At 64.8% G+C, this 13,539-nt stretch carries 14 protein-coding genes; 7 read left to right on the forward strand and 7 right to left on the reverse strand.

All coding sequences use genetic code 11. The features are described from left to right. Positions 1-37 precede the first annotated feature (37 nt). Together AB4118_RS08595 and AB4118_RS08600 are read left to right on the forward strand one after the other, a co-directional pair. Positions 38-664 (forward strand): YitT family protein, encoded by a 627-nt coding sequence (locus AB4118_RS08595; RefSeq protein ID WP_441489338.1) that lies wholly within the window; start codon positions 38-40, stop codon positions 662-664. Positions 665-733: 69 nt separating this feature from the next. After that, on the forward strand, positions 734-1,879 hold the full coding sequence (locus tag AB4118_RS08600; RefSeq protein WP_441489339.1) for an alpha-hydroxy acid oxidase: 1,146 nt from the start codon (positions 734-736) through the stop codon (positions 1,877-1,879). Positions 1,880-1,963: 84 nt separating this feature from the next. On the opposite strand, the gene ettA is transcribed toward AB4118_RS08600, so the two are convergent. Together ettA and AB4118_RS08610 are read right to left on the reverse strand one after the other, a co-directional pair. Then, a complete protein-coding gene (gene ettA / locus AB4118_RS08605) occupies positions 1,964-3,616 on the reverse strand; it encodes an energy-dependent translational throttle protein EttA (protein WP_069879792.1) in 1,653 nt (550 codons plus the stop codon). A 105-nt stretch (positions 3,617-3,721) separates the two neighbouring features. After that, on the reverse strand, positions 3,722-4,645 hold the full coding sequence (locus AB4118_RS08610) for an SDR family NAD(P)-dependent oxidoreductase (protein ID WP_441489340.1): 924 nt from the start codon (positions 4,643-4,645) through the stop codon (positions 3,722-3,724). 83 nt (positions 4,646-4,728) lie between these two features. Between AB4118_RS08610 and AB4118_RS08615 the strand changes: the two genes are divergently transcribed. Next, entirely contained in the window at positions 4,729-5,352 is a 624-nt protein-coding gene (locus tag AB4118_RS08615) for a TetR/AcrR family transcriptional regulator (protein ID WP_441489341.1), read from the forward strand. A gap of 83 nt (positions 5,353-5,435) precedes the next feature. On the opposite strand, the gene AB4118_RS08620 is transcribed toward AB4118_RS08615, so the two are convergent. Next, on the reverse strand, positions 5,436-6,347 hold the full coding sequence (locus AB4118_RS08620) for a DMT family transporter (protein WP_441489342.1): 912 nt from the start codon (positions 6,345-6,347) through the stop codon (positions 5,436-5,438). A gap of 130 nt (positions 6,348-6,477) precedes the next feature. On the opposite strand from AB4118_RS08620, the gene AB4118_RS08625 reads away from it, so the two are divergent. Further along, positions 6,478-6,912 carry an Lrp/AsnC family transcriptional regulator gene (locus AB4118_RS08625; RefSeq protein ID WP_043233394.1) on the forward strand — a complete coding sequence of 145 codons (435 nt, stop codon included), beginning with the start codon at positions 6,478-6,480 and terminating at the stop codon, positions 6,910-6,912. 25 nt (positions 6,913-6,937) lie between these two features. Here AB4118_RS08625 and AB4118_RS08630 read toward each other — a convergent pair whose 3' ends face one another. Then, positions 6,938-7,585, reverse strand: coding sequence for a dihydrofolate reductase family protein (locus tag AB4118_RS08630; RefSeq protein ID WP_441489343.1), 648 nt, complete (start codon positions 7,583-7,585; stop codon positions 6,938-6,940). A gap of 171 nt (positions 7,586-7,756) precedes the next feature. On the opposite strand from AB4118_RS08630, the gene AB4118_RS08635 reads away from it, so the two are divergent. Beyond that, on the forward strand, positions 7,757-8,563 hold the full coding sequence (locus AB4118_RS08635; protein ID WP_441489344.1) for an MBL fold metallo-hydrolase: 807 nt from the start codon (positions 7,757-7,759) through the stop codon (positions 8,561-8,563). Between the two features lie 113 nt (positions 8,564-8,676). Beyond that, positions 8,677-9,003: a hypothetical protein gene (locus AB4118_RS08640; RefSeq protein ID WP_441489345.1), complete on the forward strand. Its 327-nt coding sequence runs from the start codon at positions 8,677-8,679 to the stop codon at positions 9,001-9,003. A gap of 19 nt (positions 9,004-9,022) precedes the next feature. On the opposite strand, the gene AB4118_RS08645 is transcribed toward AB4118_RS08640, so the two are convergent. Next, positions 9,023-9,763, reverse strand: a complete 741-nt coding sequence (locus AB4118_RS08645) for a 3-oxoacyl-ACP reductase family protein (protein WP_441489346.1) — start codon at positions 9,761-9,763, stop codon at positions 9,023-9,025. 103 nt (positions 9,764-9,866) lie between these two features. Between AB4118_RS08645 and AB4118_RS08650 the strand changes: the two genes are divergently transcribed. Next, entirely contained in the window at positions 9,867-10,472 is a 606-nt protein-coding gene (locus AB4118_RS08650; RefSeq protein ID WP_441489347.1) for a TetR/AcrR family transcriptional regulator, read from the forward strand. Between the two features lies 1 nt (position 10,473). Here the strand turns inward: AB4118_RS08650 and AB4118_RS08655 are convergent, their stop codons facing one another. After that, positions 10,474-12,291 (reverse strand): monovalent cation:proton antiporter-2 (CPA2) family protein, encoded by a 1,818-nt coding sequence (locus AB4118_RS08655; protein ID WP_441489348.1) that lies wholly within the window; start codon positions 12,289-12,291, stop codon positions 10,474-10,476. A 105-nt stretch (positions 12,292-12,396) separates the two neighbouring features. Then, entirely contained in the window at positions 12,397-13,407 is a 1,011-nt protein-coding gene (locus AB4118_RS08660) for an aldo/keto reductase (protein WP_441489349.1), read from the reverse strand. Between the last annotated feature and the right edge of the window lie 132 nt (positions 13,408-13,539).

The following is a 13,539-nucleotide window of genomic DNA, read 5'->3' on the forward strand; positions in this document are numbered from 1 at the left end:
ACGACCAAAGCCCTTTCAACCCAGCCGGATATCCATCATGAGCGACGCGGCGACCTCAGCCCCACCGACCGAGCGCCATCGTTTCTACGAAGACGTCTTCGCCATGCTGCTCGGCACATTGCTCGTCAGCATCGGCATCAGCCTCTACAGCAAGGCGACCCTGCTCACGAGCGGGGCGGCAGGGCTGGCATTGCTGTTCCAGCTTGCCACCGGGATCAATTTCGGCCTGCTCTTCTTCGCCATCAACCTCCCATTCTATTGGCTCGCGGTCCGTCGCATGGGCTGGCGCTTCGCGTTACGGACCTTCATCGCGGTCGGGCTCGTCTCGCTCTTCACCTGGTTCACGCCCGGCTGGATGGCGATCGCAACCGTGGACCCGGTTTATGCCGCGGTCGCCGGCGGCAGCCTGATCGGTCTTGGTGTGCTTGCGCTGTTTCGCCATCGCACCGGGCTGGGTGGCGTCAACATTCTCGCACTCTACCTGCAGGAGAAGCACGATATCCGCGCCGGCTGGTTTCAGCTTGGCAGCGATGCGCTGATCCTCATCTGTGCACTCTTCATGCTGCCGCTGGAGAAAGTGCTGATTTCGCTGCTGGGAGCTGCCGTGCTCAACCTGATCCTGGCAGTCAATCATAAGCCCGGCCGGTATAGCGGGGTCACGTAGCGGGCGGTTGCCTGCGGCAGGGTTCCATGCGACCGAGCGGTCAGGAGCGAAAATGCGGAGCCAGCCGACATGTCCCAGCCCTTGACCATCGAAGACCTGCGCATCCTGGCCCAGCGCCGGGTGCCGCGCATGTTCTACGACTACGCCGATTCCGGCGCCTGGACCGAGGGCACCTATCGCGCCAACGAGGCCGACTTCGCCGCCATCAAGCTGCGCCAGCGCGTCGCCGTCAACATGACCAACCGCACGCTGGCGACCACGCTGGCCGGCCAGGCCGCCACGATGCCGGTTGCACTCGCCCCGACCGGCCTCACCGGAATGCAGCACGCCGACGGCGAAATCCTCGCCGCCCGCGCTGCAGCCAAGGCCGGCGTCCCCTTCACGCTCTCGACCATGAGCATCTGCTCGATCGAGGATGTCGCCGAGAACACCGACGCACCGTTCTGGTTCCAGCTCTACGTGATGAAGGACCGCGACTTCATCATTCGCCTGATCGATCGTGCCAAGGCGGCGCAGTGCTCGGCCCTGGTCCTGACGCTCGACCTCCAGATCCTCGGCCAGCGCCACAAGGATATCCGCAACGGGCTCTCCGCCCCGCCGAAGCCGACGATCGCCAATCTGATCAACCTCGCGACCAAGCCGCGCTGGTGCCTTGGCATGCTCGGCACCAAGCGCCGCAGCTTTGGAAACATCGTCGGCCACGCCAAGGGCGTCGGCGATCTCTCATCGCTCTCCTCCTGGACGGCCGAACAGTTCGATCCCGCGCTGAGCTGGGACGATGTGAAGTGGATCAAGGATCGCTGGGGCGGCAAACTGATCCTGAAGGGTATTCTCGATCCGGAGGATGCCGAGCTCGCTGCCAGGAGCGGTGCCGACGCTCTGATCGTCTCGAACCATGGCGGCCGCCAGCTCGACGGCGCCGTCTCTTCGATCGCGGCGCTGCCGGGCATCGTCGAGCAGGTCGGCGGCCGCATGGAAGTCCTGATGGATGGCGGCATCCGCTCCGGACAGGATGTGATCAAGGCGGTGGCGCTCGGCGCCCGCGGCGTGATGATCGGCCGCGCCTTCCTTTACGGCCTCGGTGCCATGGGCGAGGAAGGCGTGACCCGCTGCCTCGACATCATCCGCAAGGAGCTCGACGTCACCATGGCGCTCTGCGGCCTGCGCGACATCCAGCAGGTCGACGGGAACATCCTGGTGAAAGGCAAGGCCTGAGCCTCGTCCGCATCGGCGGCCCCAATGGAAAGGCCCGCGCCCCCATTCAGGAGCGCGGGCCTTTTGTCTTCGAGGTTCAGAAGATCAGCGCGAGAACTTCTTGTACTGAATCCGCTTCGGGATCGTGGAATCGATCCCCAGTCGGCGCTTCTTGTCTTCCTCGTAATCGGCAAAATTGCCCTCGAACCATTCGACATGGCTGTCGCCCTCGAAGGCGAGGATATGGGTCGCGATACGGTCGAGGAACCAGCGATCGTGGCTGATGATCACGGCGCAGCCGGCGTAATCCTCCAGCGCCTCTTCGAGCGCACGCAGCGTGTCGACGTCGAGATCGTTGGTCGGCTCGTCGAGCAGCAGGACGTTGGCGCCCGATTTCAGCATCTTGGCAAGATGGACGCGGTTGCGCTCACCGCCCGAGAGCGATCCGACCTTCTTCTGCTGGTCGCCGCCCTTGAAGTTGAATGTCGAGCAATAGGCGCGCGAATTCACCTCGCGCTTGCCGAGATAGAGGATGTCGTTGCCGCCTGAGATTTCCTCCCAGACGTTCTTCTTGTCGTCGAGCGAGTCGCGGCTCTGGTCGACATAGCCGAGCTTGACGCTCTCGCCGATGGTGATCGAACCGGAATCCGGCTTCTCCTGTCCCGTGATCATCCGGAACAGCGTGGTCTTGCCGGCGCCGTTCGGCCCGATGATGCCGACGATGCCGCCCGGCGGCAGCTTGAAGGACAGCCCGTCGATCAGAAGCTTGTCCTGGAAGCCCTTCGACAGATTGTCGAAATCGACGACATTGTTGCCGAGGCGCTCGGCGATCGGGATGACGATCTGCGCGGTATCCGGCCCCTTGTTCGAGGCCTTCTGCACCAGTTCGTCATAGCGCTGGATGCGGGCCTTGCTCTTGGCCTGGCGCGCCTTGGGCGAAGCCGAAATCCATTCCTGCTCGCGTTCCAGCGTCTTCTGGCGTGAGACGTCCTCCCGGCCCTCCTGGGCGAGGCGCTTCTGCTTCTGCACCGACCAGGCGGAGTAGTTCCCCTCGTAGGGAATGCCCTGGCCGCGATCGAGCTCGAGAATCCAGCTCGTGACATTGTCGAGGAAGTAGCGATCGTGGGTGACGATCAGGATCGCGCCCGGATAAGTCCGCAAATGGCCTTCGAGCCAGGCGGTGGTTTCGGCGTCGAGATGGTTGGTCGGTTCGTCGAGCAGCAGCAGTTCCGGCTGCTCGAGCAGCAGCTTGCAGAGCGCGACACGGCGGCGTTCGCCGCCCGAGAGCTTCGAGACCTCCCAGTCGTCGGGCGGGCAGCGCAACGCGTCCATCGCCTGGTCGACCTTGGAATCGAGATCCCACAGGCCCTTGGCCTCGATCTCGTCCTGGAGCTTGGTCATCTCGTCCGCGGTCTCGTCCGAGTAGTTCATCGCGAGCTCGTTGTAGCGGTCGAGGATCGCCTTCTGCGGCGCGACGCCGAGCATCACGTTGTCGCGCACGTTGAGGCTCTCATCGAGCTTGGGCTCCTGCGGCAGGTAGCCGACGCGAGCGCCCTCGGCCACCCAGGCCTCGCCGGTCCATTCCTTGTCATAGCCTGCCATGATCTTGAGCAGGGTCGACTTGCCGGCGCCATTGACGCCGAGCACACCGATCTTGGCGTCCGGGTAGAACGACAGATGGATGTCCTTCAGCACCTGCTTGCCGCCCGGATAGGTCTTCGACAGGCCGCGCATATGGTAGATGAACTGACGGGACATGGATGTGCGGCTCCGCTTCGGACTGATCGCGCCGGGGCTTTCGGGAAGAGTGCCGCGTATGTAGCGAGGCTGGCCGCTTGCTGCAACCGCCCGTCGTCAACTCCCTCAGGCCCGCAGCGTCATCGCGCCGTCGACGACGATCGAAGCTCCCGTCAGATAAGGGTGGGTCGCGGCCGCCAGGTCGAGCGCGACAGCGGCCATTTCCCGCGCCGTCGCCATGCGGCCCATGGTCGGGATATTGTCCTTGGCCCATTGCGCTCCGCCGATCTGCCAGACGGCGTCGGGCGCAGCCATCATGCCGGCGACGCCGCGGACCAGTTCGGTATCGGTCGTACCCGGCAGAAGGGCGTTCACCCTGATGCCGTGCTTGACATAGTCGAGCGCCGCGGCGCGCACGAGCCCCGTCAACGCCGCCTTGCTGGCGACATAGGCGGACTGGCTCTCGCGGCATGTCGTGGCCACTGTCGACGAGGTCACGACGATCTGGCCGCCCGCCGACATCATGTGCGGGATCTGGTACTTCATCGCCAGGAACACGCCGCGAAGATTGGTGCTCAGAATGTCGTCGAACTCCGCCGCCTCGTAGCTATGCAGGGGCTTCTGAAGCGTGATCCCGGCATTGTTGAAGGCAACGTGCAAACCGCCGTATCGGGTAACGGAGCTCTCGACGAACCGTCGGACATCGTCCTCCCTGCGGATATCGGCCCGGATATAGAGCGCCTCTCCGCCGGCCGCCCGGATTCCGCGCTCGACCTCTTGGCCAAGCGCCTCGCGCCGACCGCAGAAGGCGACCTTTCCGCCTTCCGCAGCGAAGGCCTCCACAGCCGCGCGGCCAATGCCGGAGGTCCCTCCCGTGACGAGCACGACCTTGTTTTCAAAGCGGCGGCGCCCATCCAGCACGACCGGTGCCGGTGCCGCCGCAGCGGCCCCGAGCATTGCGCCGCCGGCCAGGCCGGCGGCCGCACCGACGGCCATTCCCAATCCGGAGCCGGCGATTGCAAGCCGACGCGTGATGTGTCTGGTTTCCATGGCCTAACCTCTTGCATTTCGCTAATCTGAACAGCGATCAGATGCGTAGGCAATAATTTGAACACCGTCAAGATAGAGGCGATATGAATCCGGCATCGAAGAGCGGCTACCATCATGGCGACCTGCGCGATGCGCTTGTGTCAGCCACCGACCGAATCCTGATCGAGCGCGGCCTTGACGGGTTCAGCCTGCGCGAGGCGGCACGGCGTGCAGGCGTTTCGGCAGGCGCGCCCGCGCATCATTTCGGCAGCGTCTCCGGCCTCCTGACGGAAGTCGCCATTCGCGGTTTCGAGGAGCTGGTCGCCTTCCTGAGAGCAGGCGAGGCGGTAGGAGGCACTGATCCGCTCGCCCGGTTGCACGGGCAGGGAACCGGCTACGTCCGCTTCGCCGTCGCATTCCCGGGCCGGTTCGCCCTGATGTTCCGCAAGGACCGTCTCGATGATGCCAATGAGCGCCTGTTGCTGGTCGGTGAGACGGCACGCCATGAGCTGGAGCGCGCCATGGCCGCCTGCCTCGGCCGTGATGTCTCCTCGCCGCAGGTAGCGCTTGCAGCCATGGGAGCCTGGTCGCTCGTGCACGGCTTCGCCCATCTCGCCCTGGACGGGAAACTCGGCGGTCCCGCAGCAGTGGCGACCGCCATCGACGACATGCTGCCGCAGCTGCTGGCCATGTACCGACCGGATCGGGAACGGCAAGGCGATGCGTAGCTTTCCTCGCCCCCCGTTTTGGCCGTCGGACAGACGCTCCATGCGGCAGCCATGCTCGCGCCGCGCAGATACGATTGCTGCGTCTATTCGGCCGGAAGTCGTACGATCGGGGTCGCATCAGGCCGCCGCCACGGCACCCAGCCGAGCGTCATGCCCGCCGCGGCGATCAGGATCGCAGCGGCTCCGATGATCTGGAGAAGCTGCGGCTGGTGGCCGAAGGCCGTCAGATCGACGATGATCGCGACGATCGGATAGATGAAGGACAGCGCGCCGGTCAGCGACGTCGGCAACCGCTGGATCGCCATATAGAGCAGCACGAACATCAGCCCGGTATGGACGACGCCGAGCGTGCCAAGCAGCGCCCAGGTCTCCGCGCCGGCGGGCAACTGCGCCAGGCTGGCGAAGGGAGTGAGCATCGCGATCCCGACCAGGACCTGGACCAGCACGATCAGATAGGGCGCAACGCCCTTCAGCGCCTTCGCCACGATAGCGGCCAGCGCGTAGAAGAAGGCCGCGCCGAGTGCCATGGCGATGCCCGTGAGATAATCGGTCCCAACCGCCCCCGCGCCCGGCTTCGCCTGCACGATCAGCACCATGCCGGTAAAGGAGATCGCGAGCCAGAACAGCTTCGTGACGGTCAGTCGTTCGGCAAACAGCAGCGCGCCGAGCCCGACGAGCATGAAGGGCTGGGTGTTGTAGACCACCGTCGCAACCGAGATCGAAGCGCGCGAATAGGCCGAGAACAGCAGCAGCCAGTTCAGGACGACGGCAACGCCGCCTATCGCGGCGAGCGCGAGCTGGCGACCGGTCATCGCGCCGCGCCGAAGCAGCCCCAGGGCTCCGCAGACGATCAACAGGGTCGCGGCACCGAAAACGCAGCGCCAGAACACCACATCCATCACCGGCTGGCCGGAGCGAACCACGAACCAGCCGATCGTGCCTGAGATCATCATGGCGGCCGTCATCTCGGCCACGCCGCGCCTATGGTCCGTCATCACCGCCTCCACCCAGAAATGAAGCCGGATGATAGGATGACGGAATCCCGCGTTCTATGGATTACATGAGACAAATCAGAGAGAATGCCTCATATTGTAAGGGTCAAACCTCAGGAGACCTGATAACCATATGATCGACGAGCTGGACCGGAACATCATCGACATTCTGGCCGGGGATGCCCGCATCTCCCTGAAGGAGCTGGCTCAGCGGGTGAATCTGTCTTCGCCCAGCGTCTCCGAGCGGCTTCGACGGCTGGAAGAGCGCGGCGTAATCCGCGCCTTCACCGTCGACATCGATCCCCATGCGATCGGCTACCAATTGCAGGCGATCGTCCGGATCCGCCCCCTCCCCGGCAAACTACACGCGGTCCAGCAGCTGATCGAGGAGATCCCGGAATTCTCGGAATGCGACAAGGTCACCGGCGATGACTGCTTCATCGGCCGGCTGCATCTGCGCTCCATCGAACAGCTCGACCAGATCCTCGACCGGATCGCGGACAAGGCGGAGACCAGTTCGGCCATCGTGAAGAGCCAGCCGGTGAAGCGGCGCCTGCCGCCGCTATGAGGTGCAGGCTCCGCGCCGCGATTGATCAGGCTCGCCTGGTCACGACAATATGTGTGGCGGCGGGCGTCGCACTGTGCTGCGTGCTGGTATAGCCCAATGCGGGCAGGTCGAGATCAATGAAGAGGTTCTCGCCGGTGCCGAGCAGGATCGGCGAGACCGCGAGGTGGATCTCGTCGACGGCCCCCGCGCGCAGATAGTGCCGGATCGTCGCAACGCCACCGCCGAGCCTGATGTCCTTGCCACCTGCGGCTTCACTGGCGCGTTGGAGTGCCGCCTCCGGCCCATCGGTGACGAAGTGAAATGTCGTGCCGCCCGTCATCTCCAGCGGGGGGCGCGCATGATGGGTCAGTACGAAGACCGGAACATGATAGGGCGGATTGTCCCCCCACCAGCCTTTCCAGGCCTCGTCCGGCCATTCTCCCCGGATCGGCCCGAACATGTTCCGGCCCATGATCCAGGCGCCGATATTGGCAAAGCCGCGCGCGGCAAAATCGTCATCGACGCCGGTTTCGCCGCCCTCTTGCCCGAACATCTCTCGGAAAGTGCGCGTGCCGAACGCCCAGCGATGCAGCTTCGCACCGTTCACGCCGAGCGGATTGTCGACATCCTGGCTGGGTCCGGCACCGTAACCGTCCAGCGACAGCGAAAACCCGCGAACCACCAGTCTCGTCATGGCGATCATTCCAAACCAGTTGCAAAACGATATCGGATTCTTGCCATAACCGATCCTGATATGCAACCGGTCATCCCAATCGGACGATAGTCACGAAACTGACAGCCTGGCTTTCGCAGCCCGGAATTGTGCCTAAACCTTGGCTGCGGGAACGCAGCGGGAGCGAAGTTCATGAGACTGTCGACGACGCTAGGCCGAGCCGTCTTCGGATTGCTCGCGACGCTGGCGTGCCTGGCGCCGGCGCAAGCCCAATCCGACGAGCCCGGCTGCCGCCCGGAGATGGCAAGCCTCCGCCCGCCGATCCAGCGCGCGGCGCTCGCCAAGGACGAGGTCCGGCTGACCTTCGTCGGCCACGCCACCTTCCTGATCGAGACGCCCGGCGGCGTGAAGGCCGCCACCGACTACAACGACTACATCCGGCCGCGCGAAACGCCGGATATCGCGACGATGAACAAGGCGCATTCGACCCACAATTCGCGCAATCCCGATCCCGCCATCAAGCAGGTCCTGCCCGGCTGGGACCCTGCCGGCAAGGGCGCCGCGAAGCACGACGTCACGCTCGGCGACATGCGCGTACGCAATGTGCCGACCAATATCCGCTCCTATTCCGGATCGACCGATTTCGACGGCAACTCGATGTTCGTCTTCGAGATCGGCGATCTCTGCATCGCCCATCTCGGGCATCTGCACCACCCGCTCGAACCCGGCCATCTGCGCGCGCTCGGCCGCGTCGACGTCGTGCTCTTCCCGGTCGATGGCAGCTATACGCTCGATCAGGAAGGCATGATCGAGGTGCTGAAATCGGTGCAGGCCAAGGTGATGATCCCGATGCATTTCTTCGGCGGCTCGAGCCTCAGTCGTTTCCTCGCGCGCTCCCAGGATCTCTGGCCCGTCGAACGCCGGGCCGAGGCCGAAATCACGATCAGCAAGGCTATGCTGCCGCCCAAGCCGACGATCATCGTCCTGCCCGGAAACTGACCGGCCTCTCCGGTTTTCAGGCGCGCATTAACCCCTCGCTCAGCCTGGCGAGAGGCTTTTCTTGCCCTCCCGTTCCGCAGCGGCAATCTGTTCCCGTCTCATGGGAGTGCAGCATGATCCGGGTTCTCACGACTGCCGTCATTGCCGCCCTGTTGCTGCCGGCGGGTGCCGAAGCCGCGAAATTCCGCGGCGGAAGCCGTTCGTCGCATGGAAGCTCCCAGACCAGTTCCAGCGGAGGAAGCGGGACCTCCGTCGGGGTCGCGCCGCGGGTCGGCCGATCCTCACAGCAGGAAGCGGCCAAGGGCGACGCCCCGTCGCGCCCTCCCTTCCCGACGGCCAGCGCGGCGGCCCCAGCGATGCTGCGGCTCAGCACCGCCGAGGAACCAAGGATCTGGTGCCGCAGCGAAGTGGTGGTCGGCGGCTTCTGCATGCTGAACTGAGCCGCCGCCAGGCCAATCTTCAGGTGTTGGCGCCCCCATCGATTGCAAAGCCCGCCCCGGTGACGAAACGCGCTTCTTCGCTCGCCAGATAGGCCACCAGCCCCGCGATATCCTCTGGCTTGCCGTAGCGCGGGATCGCCATGCGGGCGCGCTGCTCATCGGCCTGCGGGCCGATCGCCGGATTCATGTCTGTGTCGGTTGAGCCGGGATGCACGATATTGACCGTAATGCCGCGCGGGCCGAGGTCGCGGGCGAGCCCCTTGGTGAAGCCGATCAGCGCCGCCTTGCTCATCGCGTAGAGCGTCGCACCCTCTTCGACCACGCGATCTGCGAGGCAGGACCCGGTCGAGATGATGCGTCCGCCGACGCCGAGATGCGCCGCGGCCGCCTGTGAGGCGAGCACGACAGCGCGAACGTTGACGGCAAGTGTCGCGTCGATATCGGCTAGACTCCACTCGGCAACCGCTCCTCCACGCCAGATGCCGGCGTTGTTGACCAGAATGTCGAGCCCGCCCAGCGAGGCCGCGGCCTTGTCGACCGCCCCCTTGACCGCCACCGGATCCGCGCTGTCGGCAGCAAGTGCGAATCCCTTGCGGCCAAGGGCCTCGATGGCGCGGACCACCTCGCCTGCCTTGTCGGCGGAGTGCTCAAAGGTGATCGCCACATCGGCGCCCTCGCGAGCCAATCGCAGGGCGATCGCGGCACCGATGCCGCGGCTGCCGCCCGTGACCAGGGCCTTCTTTCCAGTGAAGCGTGACATCAGGCAGTTCCATTTCTGTGATGATTGATACAGAAACAGATGGAGCGCTTGCCTCCCACCGTCAAGATAATTATCTACCGATCGATACAGAAAAGGAATGGCAATGACGGAACGCGGCCGCCCCCGCGCCTTCGATCGATCCGACGCCCTGAAGAAGGCGATGCTGATTTTCTGGGCAAAGGGCTATCAGGCCACCTCCCTCAGCGATCTGACGGGAGCGATGGGCATTGGCTCGCCGAGCCTCTATGCCGCCTTCGGCAGCAAGGAGGAACTCTATTGCGAAGCCATCGACTTCTTCGAAGCGAGTGAAAGCGATGAGATCGCCGGCCCGTTGACAGCAGCGCCAACCGCCCGAGAGGCGGTCTCGGCGTTCCTGGCTGCAAGCGCCGCCGTATTCACGCGGCCGGGGCGCCCGCCCGGCTGCATGATCGTGCTCTCGGCGGTGAATGCCGTTGGCGTCAGCGACGAGACCGCGACCAAACTGCGTGATATGCGCGCCGGAAGCGTCGCGACCATCGCCCGGCGGTTGCGCGCTGCGATCGACGCCGGCGAGATCCCGCCTGGTATCGATGCCGAAGCCCTCGCGAGCTATTACGTCACCGTTCAGCAGGGTATGTCGATCCAGGCGCGCGACGGTGCTTCCCGCCAGCAACTGGACGCGGTTGTCCGCGGCGCGATGGCGGGCTGGGAACAGTTGACGGCCGGCTAGTCTAGGGGCCGCCGACATCGCCATAATCATCCGGGGCGGAGCCCAGAATCTTGCCGGGCGCCTTAGGTGCGGTCAGCGGGGTCGGTATCGGTGTATTGCCGTGGAGGAGATCGTTGCCCGCATGAATATCGCTCGCGACCTGGAGATCCAGCCGTTCATCGTCGCGACGACGCACATCCTCGGCAATCTCAGCGACCTCCTCCTCCGACAGTCCCATGCTGCGCAGTGCGGCTGCGCCGAAAAGCATGGCGGATTCGAAGGTCTCACGAATCTGGTATTCGACATTGCTGCGGATCAGGTCCATCGCGTGGCCGCGATCATAGGCTCGCACGAACAGCTTCGCGTGCGGGAATTCGGCCTGCGCCATGGCGACGATCCTGTCGGCAGTCACGCGATTATCGACACAGACCAGGATCACCTGCGCCCGCTCGGCGCCGGCAGCATGCAGGATCTCGCGCCGCGTGCCGTCACCGTAATAGACTTTGAAGCCGAAATTCGACGCGGCACGGATCAGTTCGACATCGACTTCGATGATCGAGACGCTGCAGCCCCGCGCCAGCAATGTCTGGCTGGCAACCTGTCCGAAACGCCCAAAGCCGATCATCAACGCGCTGCCATGCAGGCCGGAGGCAATCTCGACGCCGTCCAGCGAGGTCTGCTCCGGTGGCAGGAAGCGATCGAGAGCCAATACGAGCAAGGGGGTAAGCGCCATCGACAGGATGACCGTGGCGCTGGCCACTGCGTTGACCTCAGCGCCGAAGATGCCCGCCGCTGCCGCAGCAGCATAGAGCACGAAGGCGAATTCACCGCCCTGTGAGAACAGTGCCACCCGCGTGATGGCGTCGCGGGTCCTGGAGCCGAACAGCTTGGCGACGATGAAGATACCACTGGCCTTCACCGCCATGAACGCCACCACGGCCAACGCGACCAGACGCCATTCACGGGCGATCAGGTCGAGTTCGAGCGACATGCCGACGGCAAGGAAGAACAGGCCGAGCAGGATCCCGCGGAACGGCTCGATATCGGCTTCGAGCTGGTGCCGAAAACTCGACTCCGACAACAACACGCCGGCGAGAAAGGCCCCCATCGCCATGGAGAGCCCACTCAACTGCATGGCGAGCGCTGCTCCGAGCACGACCAGCAAGGCAGCCGCGGTCATGACTTCGCGGGCTTGCGCAGCCGCAAGCAGCCGGAACATCGGGTTGAGCAACCAGCGCCCCGCCACCACGAGACCAATAACGGAGCCGGCGGCGATCAGAAGCGGGAGCCAGTCGCCGGTATCCCCCGGCTTCGCCGGCGCAAGGAGAGCAACGATCGCCAGCAGCGGCACGATCGCAAGGTCTTCGAGCAAGAGGATCGACACCGCCTGCTGCCCATGCAGTGTCGAGGTCTCGCCACGCTCGTTCAGCATCTGCATGACGACGGCGGTCGAGGACAGGACGAAGCCCATTCCGGCCACGAAGGCGGCCGGAAGGCTCAGGCCCGCGAGCAGGCCGACACCGGTCAGCAGCGCACCGCACAAGCAGACCTGCGCGGCACCCAGCCCGAAGATCTCACCCTTCAGCTTCCAGAGCCGGGAGGGCTGCATCTCCAGGCCGATGATGAACAGGAACATGACGACGCCGAACTCGGCGACGTGGAGCACGGCCTCCGGGTTGGCGAAGAGACCGAGCCCCGATGGCCCGATGGCGACACCGGCGGTGAAGTAACCGAGCACGGAACCAAGGCCGAGACGACGAAAGATCGGCACCGCGACGACGCCCGCGCCCAGGAGCGCCACGACCTTGACGAGATCACCGGTAAGGCCTTCGACCGCCATGCGCCCTCCTGCTCCTGCCAGGCATCGGCCCGGCTGCGGCACTCGCAAGCGCCTATTGGCGCAGCCCATCGGGAAAGAGCAAGCTCCACGCCGGCGAGGCCGGCCTCAGGCCTTGCGCGTGATCCGGCCCTCCAGCGGGTAGGCTGGATCGCTGTAACCCGGCGTCGAGGGATGGCCGGCAGGCACGAGCCGATCGACCAGGGCCTCATCCTCGGCGTCGAAGCGGGCATCGAGCGCCGCGAGATAGGCCTGCCATTGTTCGAGGGTGCGCGGACCGGCGATCGCCGCCGTCACCAGCGCATTGTTCAGCACCCACTGCACCGCGAACTGGATCGGGGTCAGCCCCTTCGCGGCCGCATGGTCGCGGATCGTGCGGGCGATGATCAGCGATTCCTCGCGCCATTCGGTCTGCATGATCCGCTTGTCCGCGCGGCCGGCCCGCGTGCCCTCCGGCGGTGCCTGACCCGGTTCGTATTTCGCGGTCAGAATGCCGCGGGCGAGAGGCGAATAGGACGCGACACCCAGGCCGTAGAAATCGCAGGCGGGCAAATGCTCGACCTCGGGCATGCGGTTCATCGCGTTGTAATAGGGCTGGCTGACCACGGGCCGGTCGATGCCGAGTTCATCGCAGAGCCGGCAGATTTCCGCGACGCGCCAGGAGCGGTAGTTCGAAACGCCGAAATGCCGGATCTTGCCCTGACGCACGAGATCGGCGAGCGCATGCACCGTCTCGCCAAGCGGCACGGTGTGGTCTTCCTTGTGGAGATAGTAGATATCGATGAAATCCGTCCCGAGCCGCCGAAGGCTGTCCTCGCAGGCCTGCATCACCCATTTCCGGGAGAGGCCACTCTGATAGGGCCCCGGCCCCATAACGCTCGCGACCTTGGTGGCCAGAACCCAGTCATGCCGGTTCGCGGCAATCGCCCGCCCGGTCACCTCTTCGGAGCGGCCCTCGTTATAGACGTCGGCCGTGTCGATGAAATTGATCCCGGCCGCGCGCGCGTGATCGACGATGGCTCGTGCATCGCCTTCCTCAGTCGCACCTCCGAACATCATCGTCCCCAGGCATAGCGGCGAAACCTTCAGGCCGGAACGGCCGAGCCGACGATAGTTCATCTGCGTTGTCCCTGATGCATTGGCGCGCAAACCTGCCTCATCACCTGCGCCCGCACCAGAGCGAGGCACGCAGAGATGCCTTGCAAGGGCAAGAGATTCCTTAAGATTTCATGGGAAGCTGCGACAGTCAGT

Origin of the sequence: Allobosea sp. 2RAB26 (assembly GCF_052115465.1) — a bacterium.
Lineage (GTDB): Bacteria > Pseudomonadota > Alphaproteobacteria > Rhizobiales > Beijerinckiaceae > Allobosea.